This is a genomic window from Virgibacillus sp. W0430 (assembly GCF_051846935.1).
In the GTDB taxonomy this organism is placed as follows: domain Bacteria; phylum Bacillota; class Bacilli; order Bacillales; family Amphibacillaceae; genus JBPYCR01.
In genome coordinates, this window is sequence record NZ_JBPYCS010000003.1 from 21,522 (window position 1) to 46,551 (window position 25,030).

Genomic DNA, 25,030 nt, shown 5'->3' on the forward strand with positions numbered 1-25,030 from the left:
TTGTTACCTGCTTTTCGTTAGTGGTAAATCACTTTTGTTTTTTATAAAAAATGTTTGATCTGCTGTTGGAAACGTCTCGTTTTTAACTTCCGCTACATAGGATTGCAATGCTTTCGTACTTACATCATCAACGTGAGCATACGGTTTAACAAACTTCGGCAAGCGATCTGTACCATAGCGTAAAATGTCATGATACACGAGCACTTGACCATCACAATTTAGTCCAGCCCCTATACCAATTGTAGGGATTGATAAAGAGGAGGTTACAATTTCCGCTAATTCCTTTGGAACACATTCTAATACGAGGCCAATTGCTCCATTTTTCTCCAATTGTTTTGCATCCTCAAGAAGCTTTTCTGCAGAAGCTTTATCTTTTCCTTGTACTTTATATCCACCAAGAACATGAACCGTTTGTGGGGTTAGTCCAAGGTGAGCAAAGACTGGAATTCCACCTTCTGTTAAACGTTTCGTTAATGTAAGGACTGCTTCCGATGCACCTTCTAACTTAATCGCTTCTGCTCCAGTTTCTTGAAACAACTTTGTTGCGTTCATTAACGATTGCTCTAACGAAATGTGATACGACATAAACGGCATATCTACTACAGTAAATGTTTTTTTAGCCCCGCGTTTTACTGCTTTCGTATGGTGTATCATGTCGTCTAATGTAACGTGAACAGTAGAAGTATAGCCGAGAACAACCATACCTAATGAATCACCAACTAAAATTAAATCCACCCCTGCTGCCTCTACTTGCTTTGCTGAAGGATAATCATAAGCTGTTACCATTGTTATTTTTTCTTTATTTTCTTTCATCCGTTGCAATTCAATTCTATTTAGCATGAGATTCATCCCCCTCATTAAACCATGCTATTTCTGCAGAATATAATCTTTCTATTTTTCCGTCTTTTCTTTTAGCAAGTAATGCTCCATCTTCAGCAATCCCAACAAAAGTGCCAAACCATGTAGATTGCATCGTCGTTATTTGGATCGATTCATTTATACGAAATCCATAATCTTCCCACTCTGTTTTCACATTTGGGAAGCCATTTATAATATATTCCTCATATTTTTTTTCAAATGTTTCTAATATTTTTTGAATGAGTTGCTGTAAGTCCCATTTTTTATTCGTTTCAATTTGTAAAGATGTTGCCTTATCTTTAATATCATTCGGTAAATCATCGATTGTTTGGTTAATGTTCATTCCTATCCCTAGCACTATGTATTGGACTTTGTCTTGCTCCGCTTGCATCTCTGTTAAAATGCCAGCCAGTTTCTTTTGGTCGATTAATATGTCATTTGGCCATTTTATTTGCGGCTTAATCAGTGTATGCTTGTAAATTACGTCAGCAATTACCGTAGCAGCTAATAATGTTAATTGTGGGGCAAGGTACGGTAAAATGTGTGGACGCAAAATCAAACTCATCCATATTCCTTTATTTCTTGAAGAATGCCATGATCGATCCATTCTACCTTTACCTTCCGTTTGTTCATCTGCAATTAGTACAGTACCATGTTCTGCTAACTCTAATGCCGCTTGATGTGCTAATCGTTGTGTAGAAGGTGTAGATTTTTTATGAATTATTTTTTTACCGAGCCAATTTGTGTTTAAACCCCATTGAATCGTATTTTCACTGAGCTTACTCGGATAATCAATAATACGGTATCCTTTGTTGGATACTCCTTCGATTGTATATCCATCTTTTTTTAATTCGCGCATATGCTTCCATATCGCACTTCTCGATATTTGTAGCTTTTCAGATAAAACTTGTCCAGATGTAAATTCATCTTTACGCTCTGCCAATAGTTGAATCAACTTATTTCGGGTGGATGACACAATATCCACTCCTTTAGCTTTATATTTTCATTTTTTATGTTATTAAAAACAACTTGCTTTTCCAATCGTTGTAATGATTCATTAATCCATGGTCCTTTTGGCAGTGTTGGAAATAACTCGATTAGTTCATCTCCATTAATGGCCAGCTCATGCTTTGATTGTATTTGCAAACAGGCTTTTGCTTTGTGAATTTTATTCTTTTCGAGATGCTCCTGTGGGTATAGTATGCCGAATAAATTTAAAAACCCATTTATAAATTCTCCCGGCAATTGATAAGCCAACCAATTATCAAAACCGTTATTCTCAAAATAAGTTAATGCTTCTGTCAACTTGATTGCTTCTCTTTTTATTTTATTTGAGCACTTCCATGCCTGCACCCACGAAGGTATTGGTATCTGTTCATCAAGCTTATGAAACAATGCGATAACCTCTCCAAAAGAGAAAAAAGGTCTCCAATCTAAAGTAGACTGAAGTAGTTCCGGATGATCTTTAAAGACAGGTAAATAATTATATATTTTTTCGTTTATTAACGTGTTCATGCCTTTTTTTACGTACGAGCCTGAAAAAAATTTTTGAAATTCATTCGTAATTCTTTCAACAGCTAGCTTTTCGATTTCTGGTTTCACTTTATTCATATGTTTTACAGTAGTTGGGTCAAGCGAAAACCCAAGCTGACTTACAAATCGTAATGCACGTATAATACGAAGAGGGTCTTCCGTAAATCTCTCTTCGCCATTGCCGACCGTTCGAATTATTTTCATCTTTATGTCTTCTTGACCGTTAAACAAATCAATAATATGACCATTCTTATTCATAGCTAATGCATTCATCGTAAAATCGCGTCGTCGCAAATCTTCATCGATTGTCGTAATAAACTTCACTTCGTCTGGATGACGTTGATCCGAATAATTACCGTCTACTCGAAAAGTAGTAACTTCATACGATTTTTTTTCATGGCGTACAATTACCGTTCCGTGATCTATGCCAACTGGAATAACGGAAGGAAAAATAGTACAAATTACATTTGGCGGAGCTGAGGTTGCAATGTCAATATCTTCAATTGAACGTCCCAGAACTATATCACGCACACAACCACCAACAAAATAAGCTTGATGATTGTGCTTTTCTATCGTTTCAATTATGTGTGTCGCTTCATGAAAAGGTTTTGTCAACATAATAAATCACCAATTATTCTTTCATGCTAGTTTCAATGTGATCATAAAGATCGATATATTGTTTTACTATTTCATTAGAGTGAAACTTCGTTTGTGCATTCAAAACTGCAGTTTGAGCGAATTTTGCATGGGTAGATTTATTTTTCAATAAATGAATGACACGATTCGCAGCTTCGTCAATATTTCCTAATTCAACTAAATAGCCTGTCTCATTATGTGTAATAACTTCAGGTATACCGCCTACATTCGTACCAATACACGGAACACCACAAGCCATAGCTTCTAACAAAACGAGTCCAAAGCTTTCTTGCTCTGATAGCAATAATTTAATATCAGATATAGATAGCAAATCACTAATCTTTTTCTGTTTACCTAAAAATAGAACTCGATCACTAATTCCGAGTTTTTCGACGAGTTCATGGGCGCGGGATGATTCCGGCCCATCTCCTACAAGCAGCAATTTCGCATTCATGTGTTTTACTACTTTATTAAACGTATAAATAATATCGGATATTCGTTTTACTTTTCTAAAATTAGAAATATGAATAATAACGTGTTCATCTGGATGCACACCGAATGCAGCTTTTATCGTTGGGTCATTTTTTTTATAATAATCATTTTCATTAATGAAATTATAAATGACGGAAATTTCCTTTTGTATATGTAATGTTCGTTTCGTATCCATTGCTAAGCTATGCGAAACAGCGGTAACTGCATCTGATTTTTCAATTCCGTGCTTAATCATTTGCTCAAACGTTGGATCAATGCCTAAAACCGTTATATCTGTACCGTGCAAAGTCGTAACAATTTTAACGTCATGCTTAGATATTTCTCTCGCTAAAATCGCACATATCGCATGAGGCATTGCATAATGGACATGAAGAATGTCTAGCTTTTCGCGATCAATAATTTCAGCCATTTTTGCGGAGAGTGCTAAATCATAAGGTGGGTATTGAAAAACAGGATAGTGATTTACTTCAACCTCATGGTAATAAATGTTTGGGTGTGTACAGTCGAGTCGAAATGGCATACTTGACGTAATAAAATGAATTTCATATCCTTGTTTTGCTAACAGCTTTCCTAATTCAGTAGCAATCACTCCTGATCCACCAATTGTAGGATAACAGGTAATGCCTATTTTTTTCATAAAAATCCCTTTTCCCTTTGTTTTTTAACTACATCTCTCCAGCGAAAGTCGCCACGTTCCATTCCTCTTATCGCTATCTCTGCTGCTGCTAGGTTGGTACATAGCGGAATGTGATGAACGTCACACAAACGCATTAATGCACTAACGTCTGGCTCATGTGGTTGAGCTGTAAGTGGATCTCTAAAAAAGATAACCATATCCATTTCATTGTTGGCTATTAAAGCTCCTATCTGTTGATCCCCACCGATTGGACCGGATTGAAAGCAATGAACGTGAAGTTCTGTCGCTTCCATAATGATTTTTCCGGTTGTACCTGTTGCAAAAAGCTGATGCTCTCTTAGTACATGATGGTAAGCTATACTAAACTCTACCATATCCGTCTTCTTTTTATCGTGTGCAATTAATGCGATATTCATTAATAAACCACCTGCCTCGTCTATTTAATTTAACCATTTTTATATATCTAAAATGTTTTCTAATCCATAAATAAGGTGTTTTTCATCCATTACCGCTTCGATCGCGAGTTTTATCCCTTCCATGAAAGACTCACGGTGAAAGGAATCATGCTTTATCGTCAGCAATTGGCTTTTTCCGCCGAATATTACTTCTTGATGTGCAACTAATCCAGGTAATCGCATACTGTGAACTCTCATTCCAGCTACTTCACCGCCTCGTGCACCTTCCACGGTTTCAAATTCATTCGGATGCCCTTGTTGCTTGTTTTCTCTAGTTTCTTGGATTAAGTCCATTGTTTTTACAGCTGTTCCCGATGGAGCATCCACTTTTTGATCATGATGTTTTTCAATAATTTCTACATCAGGAAAATACTTTGCAGCCATTTTAGAAAATTGCATCATTAATACAGCACCAATTGCAAAGTTAGGGGCAATAATACAGCCGACATTGTTTGTACTTGCCAGCGTATTAAGCGTTTTAATTTGTTCTGTTGAAAAACCAGAAGTGCCTACTACCGCACGCAGTTTATGTTCAATTGCTAGTTTAGTATTTGTAAACCCTACATCAGGTACAGTTAAATCAAGAAAAACATCTGCTTCTACTTTTTCAAAGCATTCTGCTGGATTTTCAAAAACCGGTACATTACGAGCTTCGTTCAACTCAAAAAACGTTGCCAATTCAATTTCTCGTAACGTTTTTCCGTTGTTTTTTCGATCAATACAGCCAACAAGCTCGATGTGTTCTTCATTCGTAATCATCTTAATAGCTTCGGAACCCATCTTCCCTCGTGGTCCAGCTACAATTACTTTAATACGCATATTCAATCTCCTCCTCGAACAGCATTTTTCGCTATCTCTTTTTCGTCCAACGATTTTTATCTCTTTCTTCTATCTTATTTATTGATAAAAGAAATGCTTCTGATAAGTCAATATCTAATGAATTTGCAAAGCAAGTTAATACAAAAATAAGATCTCCAAGTTCCTCTTCAATTGTTCTTTCTTGTTCTGTCGGCTTTTTAGGCTTTTCACCATAAAAATGATTAACTTCTCGTGCGAGCTCACCTGTTTCCTCCGTCAAGCGTGCCATTAATGCTAATGGAGAGAAGTACCCCTCTTCAAACTGAGAAATATATGCGTCCACTCGTTGCTGAATTTCCTGTGTACGGAATGAAGGTTTAATTATGTTTCCTCCTTTGCTCCTATTTATCTTCTTTCATGTTAGCTAATAGAAGCGTTTTTGACAAATTATTTATTCTTTTGTATCCATTCGAATATGTTCATCTGATTTTCTTGATAACGATTGAGCAAAAAAACAAGTCTCCAATTCATTCAGATTGAGTCAAGTATTTGTGGGTGTTATTTTAAGAAGTTAAAAAACCTTTCTTTGTATTCGTTAATTTTAGTATTGATTCCTACCGACCGCAGTAGATATACACTACGCTTTCCGTGGACAGTGAAAATCAACGGTGTTATTCATGTGTATATCGTTCGAAGTAAAATTGATCTCATATTATCTAGTTAGATTCGTGCATCTGTTCCCCCACAAACATTTTACTCATACATTCATTCATGTAAGTGTTGATAGGATTAAAAAGGTTGCTACGTTATTCAATCGATTTTAATCCTTACGTCTTACATTTCGCCAATAAATCGGATTTTATAATATATTATTCAACATACCTCTACATTCTTTCCAGCAGAACGCTCTTTTTTTTAAAAAAATGTTGTTGAATTTGTTTTACTTTACTAACGTACTCGTTCCAAATCTATTGTTGGAATTATAAAAAGACATCAATTGTATGTTAAAAATTTATTGCTTATACTTAGATTAGATAATTACGACCGAATTTTTGAAAAATAGTCCGTACGTTATTAAAGTGTTTTCACTAAAAAAGGCCCGAAATGGAACCCATTTATAAATGATGACAAATTACATGGTATTCACTCAATATTAAAGCTATATGTGCGGTATTCGGACAAAGCAAAAATCAGACAAGATCGCACGGACTATCTATATGTAAAGCTATAAAAAAACATTTAAACATACATAGGAGGTTTTCAACAATGGTATTCGGATTAAAAATTAAAAATATACTTTTTATTTTATTTGGCGCAGCAGTTTTCTCATTTGGCATTGTACATTTTAATATGCAAAATAATTTAAGTGAAGGCGGTTTTACGGGTATTACTCTTTTACTTTATTTTTTATGGGGATGGGATCCAGCCATTACAAACATTTTATTAAACATCCCTATTTTCTTTATCGGGTGGAAGTTCCTAGGAAGAAACACATTTATTTATACGATAATCGGCACGATCGGTGTATCCGTGTTCCTAAAGATTTTTCAAATTAACCCTTTCCCTACGTACTTACAGTCTGATATGACGTTGGCTGCTTTATTTGCCGGGGTTTTTATAGGTGTTGGTCTCGGAATCATCTTTCGTTACGGTGGTACGACTGGCGGTGTAGACATCATTGCTCGTATTGTTCATAAATATGTTGGTTGGAGTATGGGGAAAACGATGTTTATATTCGACTTTATCGTTATAACAACTTCAGTATTTGTTATACTAGAACTCGTTGAAGGAATGTATACGTTAGTCGCAGTTTATATCGGGGCACGTGTGATTGACTTTATTCAAGAAGGTGCATACTCTGCCCGAGGTGCTACGATCATTTCCCAAAAAAGCACTGAAATTGCTGCTACAATTAATAAAGAAATGGACCGCGGTGTTACGATACTATCAGGGAAAGGAAGCTTTACGGGAGAAAAACAAAATGTATTATATTGCGTTATCGGCCGAAATGAAATTGTACGATTAAAAAATATAATAAATCAAATAGATCCACACGCATTCGTAGCTGTAAGCTCTGTGCATGATGTCATTGGTGAAGGTTTTACATTAGATGAAAATAAAAAACCAATAGAACAGTAGTAAAGCAGCATATAGACCTATTACTTTATTTACTTGTTTTCTATTTTAAATAAGAGAAATTGTAAACGAATACCGAGCATGAATTTCGTTCACCAACTTTATTTGTTATTAAACCTAAAAAATGGTTTCAATCAATGATTGAAACCATTTTATTTTATATGTTTAATACAATTTAAATTACTCAACTAAGTTTATTCGTTACTGGCTACATACATTAAAACAAATCGGATTAACTCCGCAACAGCTACTAAAGCAGCGGCTACATAAGTTAACGCTGCAGCATCTAGTACCTTTTTTGTTTCTCGTTCCTCGTTATTTTGAATGATACCAGTCGTTACAAGTTGTGTCATCGCCCGACTTGAAGCGTTAAACTCAACTGGCAAAGTAACTAATTGAAAAAGTACCGCAGCAGCCATGAAAATAATACCGAGTAATACTAAATTCATTTGATTAAATAGGAACCCACCAATAATGATAAATATAGCTGTGTTAGAGCCAAAGTTTGCAGCGGGAACGAGTGCACTTCTAAATTTTAAAAATGCATATTCTTCTGCATCTTGTATTGCATGACCTACTTCGTGAGCCGCGATTGCAGCGGCAGCCATTGATTGTCCGTGAAAATTACCACTTGATAACCGAACAACCTTTTTTCTTGGATCATAGTGGTCCGTTAGCATGCCTCTCGTTTCCTCAATTTGAACATCGTATAACCCGTTCTCATCTAGTATTTTCCGAGCAACTTGTGCTCCAGACATAAAGGAAGAAGTTACCTTTTTTGAATATTTTTTATACGTGTTTTTTACTCTTGATTGAGCCCAAATAGGGATGATTAATAGTAGCGCAAAATAGATAAGATAGGTACCTAATCCCATTCTTCCATTCCTCCACAACATAAATTATTCATGTTTTATAAGTCAATAATAGTCAAAAAAACAAGGATAGTCAACTATTTGATTTCTCTTTATGTTCACTTTCTTGTTTTTTTTCCAGCCCTTTATATTTTCTCCAGCTAACATACGATAATGTTACTACTATTATCCCTCCAAGAATTACTACAATCCAATTAAAAGGAATATTATTATTTTTTTCTATTGCTGCAGTCGTAAGCACAATCGAACTTGTATGTGCACGAACAAAGGAAGGGTGAAAAAAATTAAAATATAAGATCCCTATTAGTAATGTAAAAGCGCATGCTTGTTTGTTAAAAATCATATAGAGATCACCTCTTATACATCTTCTGTTTCTAATGTATGAGAGTAAAATCTAATTTATAACGGCTGATTCATCAATAATGAGTACGACATTCTTTCCCTACAGTTAATTTATAAGCAATAACGATTGTTATTATACTGAGCCAAAACGTAAAGTACCCAATTTGATCCATATAATTTGTTAAGGATGAATAAATTGGCATCATTCCAAAAACATAATCAATAATGTCATTATGTAAAATCCAAACGGATGCTACGGCTAAATGCTTCAGTTTTATTTTATAATAAGGAGCATACAGTAATCCTTGCAATGCCATCGCGCCATGTGATGCAATTAACATATACCCTTGCCACGAAAGGGAACCATTCATTATAAGAGTAAATATATTCATAACTACAGCCCATACGCCATATTTGAATAAAGATGTGATTGCAAACGCTTCAATATATGGTGTGTTTCTACCAAAAATATAAAATAGCAAGAATAAAGTAAAAAACAGACTAGCTGTAGGGCTATCTGGAACAAAGGGTAAAAAAATTAGCGGTGTAATTTCTAATTGACTTTCATACCATATATACCCGTATATTGTCCCGCCTAAGTTAATAAAAAACAAAAGAACCAAAAACTGTTTATTTAATAATATTTGGTATAAATAGTTATTAAGCATTTTGGCTATGCTCCTTCACAGTTCCTAGTATGAACTATTCAAATAGTAGGTGAAATAAAACACCTTCACCAATAGTGTTGGCAAAGGTGTTTTATTTATTTACTCTACTTGCTCATTAACAGTCATAATAAAGTTAACTAATTGTTCTAGTTCTTCATCAGAACCGTTAAACATTCCTGGTGGCATATTACCAATACCTTCACGAGCAATCGTCGCAATTTCTTCTGCAGTATGCTCTGTTCCAAGTAATGAAGGTCCGGCAGCACCGCCTTCGAGCGATTCTCCATGACAGCTTAAGCAGTTGCTTTCATATATAGCGTAACCAGGATCTTCTGTATCGATTTCTACATCAGATGCAGGAATTGGTTTATTCATTTCTGCGCGCTCTTCCCAGTCTACAGCCGCAGCAGATTCATACGTTAACCAAATAACTGAAGCCAACCCGAGAAGCATCATAGCAACTGCTACTGGTCGCTTCGGTGGTCTTCGTCCAGGCCCACTATCGAGAAATGGAGCTAATAATAATGCCCCAAACGCTAGACCAGGTAAAATCAAAATACCAAATATAGTATATGATCCACTTGCAAAATCATATTTTAACAATTCATATAAAAATAAGAAATACCAATCCGGTAATGGAATATAACTTGCATTTGTTGGATCTGCCACTCCTTCAAGCGGAGATGGATGAGCTAAAACTAAACTTAAAAATCCAATTAAAAATACAGAACCAACCAACCATTCTTTGAGTAAAAAGTTTGGCCAGAAATATTCCGTTCTGCCGGGATATTCTGAGTAATCTTTCGGTATATTCGGCGTTCTATCTGCAGAGATTCGTGAATCTCCGACAAACCGCATTCCTTTACCCCTTTTCACAGTAATCCCTCCTCTTCATTTTATAGTGGTCCAGCAATACCTTGTCTACGAATTAAAATAAAGTGTACTGCCATTAAACCAAATAATGCAGCCGGTAGGAAGAACACGTGTATCGCAAAGAATCTTGTTAACGTTTGCGCACCAACAATAGTTTCATCACCAGACAACAATGTTTTTAACTCAGGTCCAATTAGTGGCACCTGATTTGCGATATCAAGTCCAACTTGTGTTGCAAAATAAGCTTTATTATCCCAAGGTAGTAAATACCCTGTAAATCCTAGTCCAAGCATTACAAAAAAGATGAGCACACCAACCATCCAGTTTAATTCACGTGGTTTTTTATATGCTCCTTGGAAAAATACACGCATCGTATGTAATAACAACATTACAATAATTACACTAGCTCCCCAATGGTGCATCCCTCGTACAATCTGTCCGTGGGCTACTTCGGTTTGTAAGTAATAAACCGACTTCCAGGCATTTTCAATATCTGGAACATAATACATTGTTAAAAACATTCCAGATAAAATTTGAATAACAACTACGAAGAATGTTAATCCCCCAAAGCAATATACAAATGCAGAAAAGTGATATGCAGGGTTAACATGCTCGGGTACTTCATGATCTGCAACATCACGCCATATCGGCGTAATATCTATGCGATCATCAATCCAGTCATATATTTTTTGCAGCATAACTTATTACGCCTCCCCTCTAGGTTTTGCTTCACCAAGGTACAACATACCGTTTTCAACCTTGTGCTCAAAAACATCCAATGGTGCCAAAGGTGGTGTATGTGGCACGTTTGTACCGTCTTTATAATAACGGCCATTATGACATGGACAGAAAAATTCATTTGGAAATTCTTCGCTTCCTTCCCAGGAAACAAAGCAACCCAAGTGTTTACATACAGGTGAAAAAGCTTGAATTTCTCCATTCTCATCTTTAAACACCCATGCTGTTTTCTTTACATCTGACTCGTACCATCCATCAACTTGTTCAATTTCCCAATCCACACGTTGTGGCTCCTCGGTAATGTCGTCTACAGATAATCCAACATTGGCTAAATCTCCTGCAGCTGACTTTTGTTTTAAAACCGGATCAATTGCCATACGAATTGGTGAAATTAGCATTCCTGCTGCCATAAATCCACCTAAACCAGTAAGAGAATAATTTAGAAATTGTCGACGGGACACTTGTTGTTTCTTATCGCTCATGGTTTCCCCCCTCTATCACGTTAATCACGGACAAATATATTTTAAATTGATTACTAGGACATTTCCATAATAGCCTAAACTATGAACTCGGTCAATATATATCATTTTTGTTAACAAAAGTTTTGGAATTAGACAAAGCTTGCTACGTATTTTAATAGCTTTTGCATTTAATCATTTTTCCATAACGAATGAATAAGTTCTCCAATTTCCTCAGCCTGTCCTCTTATAATCGTAGCCATCTCTTTTGAATGCAAATTACCTTGTATCCCAGGAATCCAGATTAATTGTCCATTCAGCTCGTTTTCATATTTGCGCCATACTGGATCAAATGTAATAAATAGAACATGTTTAAACGGTTGCCTTTGTGCATCTTCTACCCATAAATTTAGTCGTGCTGCTTCTTTATCGAGCTGATCGTTTTTTAAATAATTATAGCCAGGAGCCAACAAAACCCTTCCTGATAATTCTTTTTCAATTTCATTGGTAAAAAGCAAGAGTGATTCACTTTGCATGGCGTTTTTCCCTAAACGGCTATCGTTTGAGAAATGAAAAGGAATTAAAGGAAACAGTACGGTATCAATGTACTCTTTCGCTTTAATATATTGCTCCAGGTCATTCGCATTCCACTTCATGTCTTTTTCACTTCCCTTCTAAGTATGGATAATAATTTATAAAAATATGCGCACAGCAAATAATAGGTTCTATCTACACCAAGTACGCGCTAGTTATAATCATTCTTCTTAAGCGTTGTAAGCTTTTTCGCTAACATGGCAAACAATTCATCATCTCTGTTATCGAGTGCTTCGTCTATCTTTCTTTTTAACTCTAGCTTTTTCTTATGCATGAGAATACCGTTCAAAAGCATTTCTGCTCGCTTACGATCGGCCGCTAGCAATACATCCTCCCTCGTACTATAAGGGTTATCCTCTCGAACTAATGCATAGTTTGCATTTTGAATGGCATCTTTGAAATGGAGTTCTATAAATAATTTTTCGTTATTATTTAGCCGGATGTCGTGATATGCTTTATCTGGATTTAAAGTAGTCAGGTGTTGCTTAAAATAGATAAAAGCTGGTTTTTCAGAACACGTAGCTGCCAATTTCAAGCTACGTGGACAGCCTTGAACAGACGAAATAAAATGAACATTTTTTAATATATCACGATGCTTCGCAATATATTTTAAAATCCATTCACTTTCTTGTTTTTTCATTTGGTAATTTCGTAAAAACCAATAGATAAACGCTTGCTTTTCTTCGGTTGATACGATCGTTTGCATTGTAAACTCCTTCTTCCTTATTTGAAGCGTTCTAAATACGCTTCTACATCACTATCCAGTGGTTCCAATTCCAAATAGGCTTTTAATATAGAAATTGCCCTGTCTATTTTACCATCTTCTACTAGAAAGTATCCAAATTCCTTTAAAAAATCAGCATCCTCTATAAAATGGGAATATGCTTCATTATAAGCCACCAAGGCGTTCGGATAATCCTCTAGTTCATTGTAAACACGTGCTTTTTCCCAATCAAATATCGGGTCGATTGCTCCATTGCTAGTTGCCATATCAATAACGTGATTTATTTCTTCCCATTCATTTTGTTCTTTTAATAATTCAATTAACAACAAAATAGCCTCTTTATACTCAGGATCTAACGCAATAGCTTGGGTTGCATATTCTTTACTTTCATCTACTTTATTTAGTTGACGCGCGAGCGTACCGGCAAGGTAATACAACTGTTTGTTAAATTCATCTTTCTGTATTCCAGTATAACATGTTTGATACGCTTCCTTAATTAATCCTTCTTCTTTAAACGCCTTAGCTAACTCAACGTAAACGGCTTGATAATATGGATCAAGCTCAATAACTTTCTTCCAAGCGTTAATTGCGCCAGTATATTGCTTTGCTTGATAAGCAATATACCCATACTTAAACAACGTGTCTGGATCGTCTTCAATCGTTGTCTTTTCAAAAGAAGCTAAAGCGGCCTCATACTCCCCCATCGCAGCTTGTGCCTCACCTAATCTACTATATATTGAAACATTTCCTACAATAGGCGATACAGGAAGTACCTTTTCATAAAACGTAATTGCATGCATGTATTTTCCAATTGAAAAGAACAGTTCCCCTAATGCAAAGTCTATTATTGATTCATTTGGATCTCGTTCTTTCGCTTCGTGTAATTTACGCTCGGCCACTTCGTATAAACCGAGTGATTGGTATAAATCCGCTAATTGTAGTAATGCCTGCGTATAAAACGGATTTTCTTCATCAATTTCATTTAATAAATCAATTGCTTGATCATCTTTTTCAAGCTCTATAAGCATGTCTGCCAACACAACTTTTAATTCAGCCTCATTCGGATACTGCGCTAACAAAGTATATAGAACTTGAATTCCTTCATCAAGAAAGCCCCACTGTACGTATAATTCAGCAATTGCAAATTGCTCTTCCACATTTGCTTTTTTTAAATGATCTTGTAGTAATTGAAGTGCTTCCTCGCTTTTATTATCTTCCATTAGTTGGTGCGCTTCTTTAATTGTATCCATTTCAAAGCATCCTTTCTTTTGATGCACATTTAAAAACCGGGCGTAAACTAAATCTTCTATTTTGACACGTATGAAAATCTATCCTTCTACTCATCCGAAAATATCTAAATTCCCTCAAACGATTATTCTGCAAGTTTTTTCCGTACGGGTTACTGTCGTAACAAGTGGAAAAGAATCTACATCATTGCAGATTCTTTACGGTGTTGTAATTTGATCCATATGTTCAAAAAACTGTGGATAGGACACAGCGATTGATGATATGTCATCAAGAACAACTGCTTCTTTTGTTATTAAGGAGCTAATAGCACCCAGCATAGCGATACGGTGATCGTTATAGGTTGAAACCTTCCCTCCGGATAATTCTGCCTTTCCATGAATAATCATCCCATCTTCCGTAGCTTCAATTGGTGCACCTAATGTTGTTAAAACATCTACTACGGCAGCAATCCGATCCGTTTCCTTTACACGTAGCTCCTTAGCATCTCTTATCGTTGTAGTACCCTCTGCTTGTGTTGCTAACAACGCAATTATTGGTATTTCATCAATAAGTCGTGGAATAATATCACCTTCAATATCAACCGCCTTCAATTTTGTATAAACAATTGAAATATCTCCTAACTGCTCGCCACCTATCGTTTTCTCATTACTAATCGTAATATGTGCTCCCATTTGTAGCAACAAATCAATAATGCCTGTTCTCGTTTTATTTAGTCCTACACTTTTCAATACAAGCGAACTACCTGGAACAATTGCCGCTGCTACGATAAAGAAAGCAGCAGATGATATGTCGCCTGGTACTTGGACATCAGTCGCTTGAAGACTATTTTTATTCGAAATTTTTATTTCATTATGAGTAACTTGTATGTCTGCTCCAAATGCTTTTAGCATATTTTCTGTATGATTTCTCGTTAATGTTGGTTCAATAACTGTCGTTGTCCCTTCAGCAAAAAGTCCTGCTAAAAGGAGAGCTGACTTTACTTGAGCACTTTTTACTGGAAGGGTGTACGTTATACCTTTCGTAGCCCCACCGCGTATTGTTAGTGGAAGCATACTCCCGTTTGCTCGACCATCAATTTTTGCTCCCATACTTTTGAGCGGGACAACGACTCGATCCATCGGTCGTACGGTTAAAAAAGGATCTCCATAAATAACAGATAGGAAAGGAAATCCGGATAATAGCCCAATCATAAGTCTGGCGGTTGTACCGGAGTTTCCAAAATATAAAGGTTCTGTCGGTTCCTTAAAGTTGGTTGCACCAGCCGAATTAATTGTTACACGTGTTCCTTGTCTGTCAATAGTCACTCCTAAAGCTTGAAACGAACTTATTGTATTTAAGCAATCTTCTCCTGCGAGAAAATTCTCAACTATTGTAGTACCTTTAGCTAACGAACCAAGCATTATAGCCCGATGAGAAATGGACTTATCACCAGGTATAGTTAAAGTGCCTTTAAGTGGCTGTGTAACAGGAAATAATTTTTTTACACTCACGCAGCGTCACCATCCTAATTTTCAATCGATATTTCATACCCCTTCTGCTGAAGAAGTTGGCAGCTCATTAATTGTTCTTCTTTTGTAGAAACACTTAATCGAAGCGCTCCATTGACATCGTCTCTAATTTCTAAAATACGGATATTCTTTATACTAATATCATTATCTGCTAGCAATTGTACAACCTTCGCAAGTGCCCCAGGCTGGTCTTTAATATCGACATACACATCGTAATAAGCAGGAAGTGCACCTCGTGCAGACGGTTTCAAGCCATCACGGAATGCTTTTGCTTGTTGCAAATAAGATATCATGTCTTCTTTTTTATTTCCATCTACTATGTGCTTTAACGTTTCCATTTCTTTAATCCATTCCTCGAGCAATACAGACATCTTATTCCCGTTGTGTAAGAAAATGTCTTGCCACAACGTAGGGTTGCTTGAAGCAATGCGAGTTATATCTCGAAACCCTCCTGCTGCCAGTTCTGGTAAAAAAGCATGGCGAGTTTCCCATTTTCTTGCTTGGTGAACAAGTGAAGACGCAATTAAATGGGGGAAATGTGATACGACACTTGTCATTTCATCGTGTTCATCTGGTTGTAACGTAATGAAATGACTTTTTGTATCTTTTAATACGTTTTTTAATATATTTATCTTATCATTTGCGCAATTAGTTGTAGGCGTTAGCACATAAATGGCATTTTCAAATAAATGTTCTTTTGCCGCTCGAACTCCGGCTTTATGTGACCCAGCCATCGGGTGACCACCAATAAAAGTGATTTTATCGTTCGTAAGCTTATTGGCTGCATCTAATATCGTACCTTTTACAGAGGATACATCAGATACGATAACTTCTTTACGAAAAGAAATCGCATCAAGCTTTTTTAATAGCTGGATCGTTTGAGAGATAGGTGCAGCTAAAAACACAATATCTGCTTCTTTAACTGCTTCGGAAAAATTAGAGTATGACGTATCGATCATGTGATGTGCCTTCGCATAATCCAATGTCTCCTGACTGAGATCATAACCGATTATATAATTTTCATTTGATTGCTTAATTGCTTTAGCGAGAGAGCCACCTATTAATCCAAGCCCAGCTACAACGATTTTACGTGCTTCCATAACGATACCTCTTTACTAATAAGTTAGAATTGTTTTAATACTTGTTTTAGTCTTTCCATATCTTGTGCCTTCCCAATCGTTATTCGAACGGTTTTGGGGTAGCCTAATAGATTACCAGAACGCACGATAAATCCATTTTCTAATAAATACTGTGTAAACAGATCGGCATCCTCTGGAGTGGATACGAGTAAAAAATTCGTATGTGACGGATAAAAATGCCAATTGATTTCTTTCAAAAATTGTTCAAAAGATTCTTTCACACTCTTGTTTTCCGCTACCGTTCTTTCAATAAACAATGAATCATCTAATGCAATTGCCGCAGCTTTTTGTGCAAATGCAGATGTGTTAAAAGGCCCTCTTACAATATTAATTTTCATAGCAATCTTTTCATTCGTTATACCATATCCAATACGCAAGCCTGCTAACCCATAGGCTTTTGAAAATGTGCGTAAAACGATTAAATTATTGTAGTGGGAAATATTGTCGGCAACATCCATCTGCTCTTCCTCTTCAACAAATTCATAATACGCTTCATCAAGCACAACAAGTACATCCTCCGGACAACTGCTCATAAATGTATGAAAGTCTGCTCGGGAAATAAGCGTACCTGTTGGATTGTCTGGCGAGCAAAGCCAAACAACTTTAGTATGATTATTAACTGCTTTAGACATTTCCGATAAATCATGCTGACCATTTTTCGTTGGTACTTCAATTACTTCTGCACCTTCAATTCGCGCATTGTGCTTATATTGCGGAAATGTAGGGGCGGCCATAACTGTATTCGTTCCTTCATGTAAGTACGTCCGACAAATAATCTCAATTAATTCATCAGAGCCACCACCTAATACGATTTCCGCTTCATTTACCCGCCATTTAGCAGCTAACTTTGACCGCAATTCGGCTGCATGTCCATCCGGATATATTTCAAAGGGAAGTGCTATATTTGGCAATTCCGTTTTAAGCTTTTCAGAATAGCCATATGGATTTTCGTTAGAAGCAAGCTTTACGATTCGATCTAAATTGAATTGTTTCTTTACTTCATCCATTTGCATCCCTTGTTTGTAGGGAGCCATCTCATTTAATACGGCTTTAGCCTTCATTCCCTTTGTCCCCTTCCATGTTCACTAAATCCGGCCGTAAACGTACAGCATTATTTTGAAAAATGTGCTGTATATCTGTTTGTTTTGCTTCTGTATTAATAACCATCATCACACGTATACAATTTTCTAGGCTGCCTGGTACATCAATTTCTGTCATACACATAACCGGTACAAAGCTCCAACCAGGCATTTCTCTAACTGACTTAGCAGGAAATCCTGCGTTAAGGTCTTTCGTAACAGATATAAGTACATGGGAAATGGATTGTACATCAATATTGTTGGCAGAAATCATCGTTTCAACCAAATTTCTTGTGTTATCCATTATTTCATTTTCTTCGTTTTCGTTAACAGTTGTTGCACCCCGTATACCACGAATCATTTATTCACCAACTCTTTTAAAAATATGTCTAAATAAGTATGTAATTGTTCCTCTTGTATTTCTTCCACGATTGGTTTAGCAGCTTGCTTCAACAACACCATTTGTATACGATTATTCATTGTTTTTTTATCCGATTTCATTCTATTAACCAATTGCTCTTTATTTAAGTTTGGTAAGTTTAATGGATAATTATTCCGTTCTAACCATTGATATAGCTTCTCATATGGAAGCTTTATATCGTATTTATATTCACTTACACGTAATGCAAATAAAAGACCGATTGCTACTGCTTCACCATGTGTCATCGTTCCATAGCCGAGCTCAGATTCTAATGCATGACCGAGCGTGTGGCCTAAATTTAAAAACATCCGTATGTTTGACTCTTTCTCGTCTGCTTCCACAATTTCAGCTTTTATTTTAATACCTTGACAGAGGTGATTTACAAGCTGTTGACTGTTTAAGGAGTTCAAATTTTTTTCCATTAGTGTGTTAAAAAAGGTCGAATCAGCAAGTAATGCTTCTTTCACTAATTCAGCATAGCCTGATCGTATTTCATGAGCGTTTAATGAGCGTAACGTATGAACATCATACACTACTGCCTGTGGCGCGTAAAAGCTTCCGATCATATTTTTACCTAACTCGTGATTTATTGCTACTTTTCCACCTACACTGCTGTCGTGCGCTAATATTGTTGTTGGTACTTGGATATAATCTATTCCACGCATGTATGTAGCAGCAGAAAAACCCGTCAAATCTCCGATTACTCCCCCTCCGAGAGCAATCATTAAAGATTTACGATCAAGTCGATTAGAAATTGCTTTTGTCTGTAGTTTATAAAAAAAATCGATACTTTTTGTTTGTTCACCAGAAGGAAAAATAATTTCTATTAACTTGTATCCAGCCAAAACGTTTCGTAAATCTTGTAAATATAAGTTAGCTACCTTTTCATCCGTAACGATCATAATTGCAGAATAATCTTTTCTTAAATATGATTTAAGCTGGAAGCGAATATCTTCTCCAATATAAATCGGATATTGATGAGAAGAAGACGATACTACAATTTCGTTCACTAAAAACACCTGATTTCTTCGCGATATTCATCCAATGCCTTCTTAAGCTGCGGAAATGAATCACTCGTAAAATGCTCCGTAATAGCTTTAGCAAGTTCAAAGGCGACTACGTGCTCCATTACTACAGCAGCTGCAGGAACCGCACAAGAATCGGAACGTTCAATACTAGCATTAAACGGTTCTTTCGTATCAATATCAACGCTTTGCAACGGTTTATACAGTGTTGGTATCGGCTTCATTACACCTTTGATAACGATTGGCATTCCTGTAGTCATACCACCTTCAAAGCCACCTAAACGATTCGTTTTACGATAGTAGCCTCTTTCTTCATCCCAAGCAATTTCATCGTGCACTTCACTGCCGTTTTTTCTAGCAGCATCAAAGCCGATCCCGATCTCTGCGCCTTTAAACGCATTTATACTTACTACACTTCCAACAAGTTTACTATCTAACTTGCGATCATAATGAACGTACGAACCAATTCCAGCAGGCATTCCTTCAACATAAACTTCTGCAATACCTCCGATCGAGTCGCCATCCTTTTTAGCCTGATCTATCGCATCCATCATTTGCTGCTCAACCGTTTTATCTAGCGTACGTACAGGGGAAGCTTCAGATATTTCCTTACGCTCATCCATCGTCAATTCAACATTATCCTTCGCTTTAATGCCTGCAATTTCCTTCACATACCCAACAATTTCAATACCTAGGTGTTTTAACAACGTTTTCGCTACCGCTCCAGCAGCAACACGAGCAGTCGTTTCGCGCGCGGAAGAACGCTCTAATACATTGCGCATGTCTCTGTGGCCATACTTTAACGCACCATTTAAATCAGCATGTCCAGGTCGAGGTCTGGATACAACTCTTCGGATTTTCGCATCATCTTCTATTGGCTCTTCTCCCATAATTTTCAACCAATGTTTAAAATCGTCGTTACGCACAACAAGCGAAATAGGTGAACCTAACGTATAACCGTGTCGAACACCACTTACGATATCGACTAAATCTTTTTCAATTTGCATTCGTCTTCCGCGGCCATGTCCTTTCTGTCTTCGCAATAATGATTCATCAATGTCTTCTTTTAATAACGGCATCCTTGCAGGTACACCTTCTATTATTGTTGTTAATTGCTTCCCATGGGATTCTCCTGAAGTTAAGTAACGCATATATATGCCTCCAATTCCTATATTAAGATCATGTTTGTATAATTATTAATTTATATGTACTTTGCTTATATCATAACAAATTTTACGCAAGTAGCTCCTTGCCGTGTATTAAAAATTTAACCGATTAATTTATTATGTATTAAATATTTTATCCTACCGATGAAATATGCTAGTCATAATCGTTTAGCATATGGACAGTTAAAAAAAGAGAACTATTTCTATTTCCTATGTTATTTAATTTATTAAACCTTTTTTTCGTAAAAAAACGTGTCTAATAATGAAAAACCATAATTATGAGGACTAAAAATTTGCTCCGTGCTACCGACGAATAATACACCATTAGGCGAGAGCGCTTCGCTAAAATTCGTATATATTTTTTCTTTTGCTTCGTCCGTGAAATAAATTAATACATTCCGACAAACGATTAGATCAATGGATTTCGGGTACTTTTCAGTAAGTAGATCATGCCTCTTAAAATAAATATCCTTTTTTAGAGAAGGATCAATTTGATATAAATTATTTTCTTTCGTAAAGTACCGATTTTTTAACTGTCCCGGTAAATCTTTTAGTGCTCTTTCTGGATATATTCCCTGGTTCGCTTTATCCAGCGCCCCCTGGTCAATATCAGTTGCTAAAATAGTAACACTCAAATGTGGGAAATATTCCTTGAATAAGATTGCTAAAGTATAAGGTTCTTCTCCAGTAGAACAAGCTGCACTCCATATATTTAACTTATTTTTATTTTCAGATAAAACCGGAAGAACAGTTTGATGCAAGACGTCCCATCTTTTTGGGTTTCGATAAAACTCCGATACATTTATTGTTATACGATCAATAAATTCACTAAGCAATTGTTCATCATTATCAAGAGCTTTAAAATATTGATGGAATGTTTGGAAGCCTCGTTTGTCCCTTAAAGAAGTAAGTCGCCTCTTCATTTGGGCTTCCTTGTATAAATGGAGATCAATCCCAAGTTTGCCTTTTATTTTTGAAACAAATTCTTGATAATTTCCAGCCATCTACACGCCTCTTTCCGCAGTTACGTTGATGAAAAAACAACCTACATAATAAGCCCCCGTTGTGTTAACAGAGGCTTGTAGGTGATCTTAGTAAATCCACTCATTATCTTGTTTTGAATAAGATAAGAGCTCCAAGTCATCGAAAAACAAAGCAACTTCTCGTTCAGCGCTTTCTTGTGAATCTGATCCGTGAATAATATTTTTACCGACTGTCATTCCAAAATCACCACGAATCGTACCTGGTGCGGCTTCCTGCGGATTAGTAGCTCCGATCATGTCGCGAGCTGTCTTAATAACATTTTCACCTTCCCATACCATCGCAAAAACGGGACCAGAAGTAATAAAATCAACAAGTTCACCAAAAAATGGTCTTTCTTTATGTTCTCCGTAATGATTTTCTGCTAGTTCGTTAGAAATGATCATTAACTTTGAACCGACAAGCTTAAAGCCTTTATTTTCAAATCGTTTTACAATTTCTCCAATTAAATTCCTTTGTACACCGTCTGGTTTAACCATTAAAAAAGTTTTTTCCACGTTTACACCTCGTTATTTTTTCATATAGTTTTTCATTGCTCAAATCGTATACAACCGATAAAATTTTATCAAAAATTAAACTATTTTACAACTAACTTAAGACCGTCGTTTCCCGATAATGCTCGCTATATCTTGTAAAGTTTGCTTTGCTTTGTGATCAGGAAGTCCTTCTAGCGATGCTAATGCCCTAGTTAAATACTTCTCACTTATATCATAGGAACGTTCTATTGCTTTTGTTTTTTTGAGTGATTCTAACAAAATTGATAGAGATTCCTCCGATATGTTATTTGCATCGTAAAAGGTTTCATGTAGTTGTTTTTTAAAGTATGGATCTCTAAGCGCAAATAAAACCGGCAACGTTACATTGCCTTGCAGCAAATCACTTCCAGTTGGCTTACCTAACTCTTTATTCGTTGCAGTAAAGTCCAAAATATCATCTATGATTTGAAAAGACATTCCGATATTGTATCCATATTGATATAGCTTCTGTGCATCTTTTTCGGATACGCCTGTTGCAATTGCACCAATCTTACAGCTTGTGGCAATGAGTAAAGCTGTTTTTCGTTTAATTCTACGAAAGTAGTCTCTAATATGCTGATCCCAGTTGTACTTACCTTGAATTTGTTCTATTTCTCCCTCAACAACTTCAACCAATGTTTGCGATAGTATTTGGTGTATCGCGGGATTTTCTATTGTCGTAATATTTTCTAACGCGCGTGCTAGTATATAATCTCCCGTATACATGGCAACGCGGTTGCCATAATGATGCTTAATCGTAGGCTTTCCGCGTCTAAGTTCTGCATCGTCAACTACATCATCGTGTACCAGCGTGGCCATATGAATCAACTCTAAAGAAAGTGCTACTTTTTTTATACGCTCGATATCAAAAGTGCCGAATTGACCAGATAATAACACAAAAACAGGTCGAATTCTTTTCCCCCCAGCCTGCAATAACTGAATCGATGCCTCGCGTAATACAGGGTGGTCTGCTTGAATTACTTGTCTCAACGCTCGTTCTATTTCTGCTAAGTCTTTTTTTAAATAACTATATATTTTTGCTAGTTTCATGCATGTCACCTTTTATTCATAAGTTCGCATACTGGCTCACTATTTTGTTGCCAAATGCATTGCTGCTACTCCACCTGTATAACTCTTCACTTGAACATGCGAGAAGCCAGCTTGTACAAACATTTGTTTTAATTTGTTTTTGTCGGGAAAATCTTTTGCTGATTCATGCAACCAGGCATACTCTTGATAGCTTTTTGCAAAAATCTTTCCGAACAAAGGCATAATATAGCGAAAGTACAAAAAATATAATTGTCGATAGCCGATTAAGGTTGGTTGGGATGTCTCTAAACAAACAACAATTCCACCTGGCTTAACGACGCGATGCATTTCTTTTAATACTTTCATGTAATCTGGTACGTTACGTAAACCAAATCCAATTGTAACGTAGTCAAATGAATGATCATCATACGGAAGATCCATAGCATTCCCATGAATAAAAGAAAGCTGTTCAAGTTGAAGCATATCATTTTTCTTTTTAGCAACGGTAAGCATGTTTTTACTGAAATCAAGTCCAACTACATGTCCAGATGGACCAACTGCATGAGCTAATGCAATGGACCAATCTCCCGTGCCACAGCATAGATCAAGTGCCTTGGCCCCTTGTTCGACATTCATTCGCTTCATGACATCTTTTCTCCATGCTTTGTGCCGCTTAAAAGAAATAATTGAATTCATCGTATCGTATTTGTCGGAAATCTTTTCAAACACATGATGTACACGTTCTTCTTTCTTTTTACTATTCATTGCTGCCCTTCTTCCACCAAAGTACTACAATTGTGTCTCACTTGTTGTAATCGTTGTTGAACATGTGCTTTTAGCGGCTTTAAATGATTTGGAAATGTGTCTAGTATAGCTTCTGTTTTTTCTATGCTATTATTTACAAACGAATCATAATCAGATGAAATCGAAGTTAAGTTGCTATTCATCGATTGGAACCAGTATTCAAAAAGGTTCGAATAACCGTATATTTCGAGCTTTTCTTTTTCTTTAATTAATTGATTCATTGTTAACCACGGTTCAATTAGGGGAATGATATTTTTCTCGCTGATTGTTTCTGCAATACGTGTAATTAACAACGTTTCAATCTTTCCAATTAGCGCAACGAACTCAGCGAATGAACCATACTCATTGTAAAACAGTTTCATTTTATACTCATTTATTTCTTTAATAGCCGTTGCCAAAACTTGAATCATTTCCATATCCTCTATGCTTGCTAATAACGCATAGTATAAACCGCTATAATAGTCGCCTGCTAACACGTACAATTGTTTTTTCGTTCGTTCGTTTTGATGCTCCGTCTTATCGTTTGCAACAGGAACAAGTTCATGTGTATCTAATGCGATTTGCACTAACATAGTCGTTAAAATATATTGTTTCTTTTTGTATTTTGACAATTTTGATTGATTTAATAGTGTTGTTAATAAATATAGTTTTTCTTTATCAATCACTGGCTTTTCAATGTACTTCTCTATAAATGAATGTTTGATTTTATTTTCAATTAAAGCTAGCATTTCCTCGGTATCGATCGTAGAACTGGACAATACAACCACCTGAGCCCTTTCATAGTTTCTATTTGCTATTATAACATAATTTAGACATTGGCTCATAAGATTCTAACAGAGAAAAGTATGCGAAAAGGTGAGTCATACGAGAAGTAAGAATAGTACTAGTTGCTCATTTCACCATGACCAGTTTGTATCGTTACCTTCCCACGAATCTTCATTGCAGAGGTGTGCTCAGTAAATTGAGCAATCATGATTTCATTTTTATCTAATTTCTCAGAATGATGGAATCGCGTATCTTCTCCTCTAGTTAGACCGATAACGTGAACACCATCTTCTAATGCTTTTATTACAAAATAATCGGATTTGAAATTTGGATTTTCCATTACGAACCTACCTTTGCTCATTTACTTACCCTACTATCGCTTATTAATGCATCCTTGTCAATTATAAAATGTCAAAAATCCATCCGAATGACAACCGATTTTAGCCAATATAAAAAGGGTACGAATATTCGTACCC

At 36.2% G+C, this 25,030-nt stretch carries 29 protein-coding genes; 1 reads left to right on the top strand and 28 read right to left on the bottom strand.

The window, feature by feature from the left end; genetic code table 11:
* Window positions 1–3 precede the first annotated feature (3 nt).
* From panB to ACLIBH_RS02295, 7 genes are read right to left on the bottom strand one after another with little or no spacing between them, the layout of a single operon-like run.
* Complete coding sequence (panB, locus tag ACLIBH_RS02265; RefSeq protein ID WP_439315058.1) at window positions 4–840, bottom strand: 3-methyl-2-oxobutanoate hydroxymethyltransferase; 837 nt, start codon at window positions 838–840, stop codon at window positions 4–6.
* Entirely contained in the window at window positions 830–1,834 is a 1,005-nt protein-coding gene (locus ACLIBH_RS02270; protein ID WP_439315059.1) for a biotin--[acetyl-CoA-carboxylase] ligase, read from the bottom strand. The genes panB and ACLIBH_RS02270 overlap by 11 nt, the downstream gene beginning before the upstream one ends.
* Entirely contained in the window at window positions 1,810–3,009 is a 1,200-nt protein-coding gene (locus tag ACLIBH_RS02275; protein WP_439315060.1) for a CCA tRNA nucleotidyltransferase, read from the bottom strand. The genes ACLIBH_RS02270 and ACLIBH_RS02275 overlap by 25 nt, the downstream gene beginning before the upstream one ends.
* Window positions 3,010–3,022: 13 nt before the next feature.
* The gene (gene bshA, locus ACLIBH_RS02280) at window positions 3,023–4,156 is read right to left on the bottom strand and encodes an N-acetyl-alpha-D-glucosaminyl L-malate synthase BshA (protein WP_439315061.1); all 1,134 of its coding nucleotides are present in this window, start codon (window positions 4,154–4,156) and stop codon (window positions 3,023–3,025) included.
* Window positions 4,153–4,572 (bottom strand): methylglyoxal synthase, encoded by a 420-nt coding sequence (locus tag ACLIBH_RS02285; RefSeq protein WP_439315062.1) that lies wholly within the window; start codon window positions 4,570–4,572, stop codon window positions 4,153–4,155. Before ACLIBH_RS02285 ends, bshA begins: the two co-directional genes overlap by 4 nt.
* 39 nt (window positions 4,573–4,611) lie before the next feature.
* On the bottom strand, window positions 4,612–5,430 hold the full coding sequence (gene dapB, locus ACLIBH_RS02290; RefSeq protein ID WP_439315063.1) for a 4-hydroxy-tetrahydrodipicolinate reductase: 819 nt from the start codon (window positions 5,428–5,430) through the stop codon (window positions 4,612–4,614).
* Between the two features lie 31 nt (window positions 5,431–5,461).
* Window positions 5,462–5,752, bottom strand: coding sequence for a nucleotide pyrophosphohydrolase (locus ACLIBH_RS02295; RefSeq protein ID WP_439315064.1), 291 nt, complete (start codon window positions 5,750–5,752; stop codon window positions 5,462–5,464).
* A gap of 923 nt (window positions 5,753–6,675) precedes the next feature.
* Between ACLIBH_RS02295 and ACLIBH_RS02300 the strand changes: the two genes are divergently transcribed.
* On the top strand, window positions 6,676–7,548 hold the full coding sequence (locus ACLIBH_RS02300) for a YitT family protein (protein WP_439315065.1): 873 nt from the start codon (window positions 6,676–6,678) through the stop codon (window positions 7,546–7,548).
* A 191-nt stretch (window positions 7,549–7,739) separates the two neighbouring features.
* Here ACLIBH_RS02300 and ACLIBH_RS02305 read toward each other — a convergent pair whose 3' ends face one another.
* The 21 genes from ACLIBH_RS02305 to mtrB all read right to left on the bottom strand — a co-directional run bounded on the left by ACLIBH_RS02305 (window position 7,740) and on the right by mtrB (window position 24,894).
* The gene (locus ACLIBH_RS02305) at window positions 7,740–8,420 is read right to left on the bottom strand and encodes a zinc metallopeptidase (RefSeq protein WP_439315066.1); all 681 of its coding nucleotides are present in this window, start codon (window positions 8,418–8,420) and stop codon (window positions 7,740–7,742) included.
* 70 nt (window positions 8,421–8,490) lie between these two features.
* Window positions 8,491–8,760, bottom strand: a complete 270-nt coding sequence (locus ACLIBH_RS02310; RefSeq protein ID WP_439315067.1) for a sporulation protein YpjB — start codon at window positions 8,758–8,760, stop codon at window positions 8,491–8,493.
* Between the two features lie 73 nt (window positions 8,761–8,833).
* The gene (locus ACLIBH_RS02315; protein WP_439315068.1) at window positions 8,834–9,427 is read right to left on the bottom strand and encodes a DUF1405 domain-containing protein; all 594 of its coding nucleotides are present in this window, start codon (window positions 9,425–9,427) and stop codon (window positions 8,834–8,836) included.
* A gap of 99 nt (window positions 9,428–9,526) precedes the next feature.
* Window positions 9,527–10,303, bottom strand: a complete 777-nt coding sequence (locus tag ACLIBH_RS02320) for a c-type cytochrome (RefSeq protein WP_439315069.1) — start codon at window positions 10,301–10,303, stop codon at window positions 9,527–9,529.
* A 20-nt stretch (window positions 10,304–10,323) separates the two neighbouring features.
* Window positions 10,324–10,998 (bottom strand): menaquinol-cytochrome c reductase cytochrome b subunit, encoded by a 675-nt coding sequence (qcrB, locus tag ACLIBH_RS02325; protein ID WP_439315070.1) that lies wholly within the window; start codon window positions 10,996–10,998, stop codon window positions 10,324–10,326.
* 6 nt (window positions 10,999–11,004) lie between these two features.
* The gene (locus ACLIBH_RS02330; protein ID WP_439315071.1) at window positions 11,005–11,520 is read right to left on the bottom strand and encodes a ubiquinol-cytochrome c reductase iron-sulfur subunit; all 516 of its coding nucleotides are present in this window, start codon (window positions 11,518–11,520) and stop codon (window positions 11,005–11,007) included.
* Window positions 11,521–11,687: 167 nt separating this feature from the next.
* On the bottom strand, window positions 11,688–12,152 hold the full coding sequence (locus tag ACLIBH_RS02335; RefSeq protein WP_439315072.1) for a DUF2487 family protein: 465 nt from the start codon (window positions 12,150–12,152) through the stop codon (window positions 11,688–11,690).
* An 89-nt stretch (window positions 12,153–12,241) separates the two neighbouring features.
* Complete coding sequence (locus ACLIBH_RS02340) at window positions 12,242–12,796, bottom strand: ReoY family proteolytic degradation factor (protein WP_439315073.1); 555 nt, start codon at window positions 12,794–12,796, stop codon at window positions 12,242–12,244.
* 17 nt (window positions 12,797–12,813) lie between these two features.
* Entirely contained in the window at window positions 12,814–14,064 is a 1,251-nt protein-coding gene (locus ACLIBH_RS02345) for a tetratricopeptide repeat protein (protein ID WP_439315074.1), read from the bottom strand.
* Between the two features lie 195 nt (window positions 14,065–14,259).
* Entirely contained in the window at window positions 14,260–15,552 is a 1,293-nt protein-coding gene (gene aroA, locus ACLIBH_RS02350) for a 3-phosphoshikimate 1-carboxyvinyltransferase (protein WP_439315075.1), read from the bottom strand.
* Between the two features lie 14 nt (window positions 15,553–15,566).
* Window positions 15,567–16,670, bottom strand: coding sequence for a prephenate dehydrogenase (locus ACLIBH_RS02355; protein ID WP_439315076.1), 1,104 nt, complete (start codon window positions 16,668–16,670; stop codon window positions 15,567–15,569).
* 23 nt (window positions 16,671–16,693) lie between these two features.
* Entirely contained in the window at window positions 16,694–17,770 is a 1,077-nt protein-coding gene (gene hisC, locus ACLIBH_RS02360; protein WP_439315077.1) for a histidinol-phosphate transaminase, read from the bottom strand.
* On the bottom strand, window positions 17,760–18,149 hold the full coding sequence (gene aroH / locus ACLIBH_RS02365; protein ID WP_439315078.1) for a chorismate mutase: 390 nt from the start codon (window positions 18,147–18,149) through the stop codon (window positions 17,760–17,762). Before aroH ends, hisC begins: the two co-directional genes overlap by 11 nt.
* The gene (aroB, locus tag ACLIBH_RS02370; RefSeq protein ID WP_439315079.1) at window positions 18,146–19,219 is read right to left on the bottom strand and encodes a 3-dehydroquinate synthase; all 1,074 of its coding nucleotides are present in this window, start codon (window positions 19,217–19,219) and stop codon (window positions 18,146–18,148) included. The genes aroH and aroB overlap by 4 nt, the downstream gene beginning before the upstream one ends.
* Window positions 19,219–20,385: a chorismate synthase gene (aroC, locus tag ACLIBH_RS02375; RefSeq protein ID WP_439315080.1), complete on the bottom strand. Its 1,167-nt coding sequence runs from the start codon at window positions 20,383–20,385 to the stop codon at window positions 19,219–19,221. Before aroC ends, aroB begins: the two co-directional genes overlap by 1 nt.
* 242 nt (window positions 20,386–20,627) lie before the next feature.
* A complete protein-coding gene (locus ACLIBH_RS02380; protein WP_439315081.1) occupies window positions 20,628–21,404 on the bottom strand; it encodes a CheR family methyltransferase in 777 nt (258 codons plus the stop codon).
* 87 nt (window positions 21,405–21,491) lie between these two features.
* Window positions 21,492–21,938, bottom strand: a complete 447-nt coding sequence (gene ndk, locus ACLIBH_RS02385) for a nucleoside-diphosphate kinase (RefSeq protein ID WP_439315082.1) — start codon at window positions 21,936–21,938, stop codon at window positions 21,492–21,494.
* A gap of 96 nt (window positions 21,939–22,034) precedes the next feature.
* Window positions 22,035–23,006, bottom strand: a complete 972-nt coding sequence (gene hepT / locus ACLIBH_RS02390) for a heptaprenyl diphosphate synthase component II (RefSeq protein WP_439315083.1) — start codon at window positions 23,004–23,006, stop codon at window positions 22,035–22,037.
* Window positions 23,007–23,045: 39 nt separating this feature from the next.
* A complete protein-coding gene (locus ACLIBH_RS02395) occupies window positions 23,046–23,750 on the bottom strand; it encodes a demethylmenaquinone methyltransferase (protein ID WP_439315084.1) in 705 nt (234 codons plus the stop codon).
* Window positions 23,747–24,547 carry a heptaprenyl diphosphate synthase component 1 gene (locus tag ACLIBH_RS02400; protein ID WP_439315085.1) on the bottom strand — a complete coding sequence of 267 codons (801 nt, stop codon included), beginning with the start codon at window positions 24,545–24,547 and terminating at the stop codon, window positions 23,747–23,749. The genes ACLIBH_RS02395 and ACLIBH_RS02400 overlap by 4 nt, the downstream gene beginning before the upstream one ends.
* A gap of 125 nt (window positions 24,548–24,672) precedes the next feature.
* On the bottom strand, window positions 24,673–24,894 hold the full coding sequence (gene mtrB, locus ACLIBH_RS02405; protein WP_439315086.1) for a trp RNA-binding attenuation protein MtrB: 222 nt from the start codon (window positions 24,892–24,894) through the stop codon (window positions 24,673–24,675).
* Window positions 24,895–25,030: the final 136 nt, after the last annotated feature.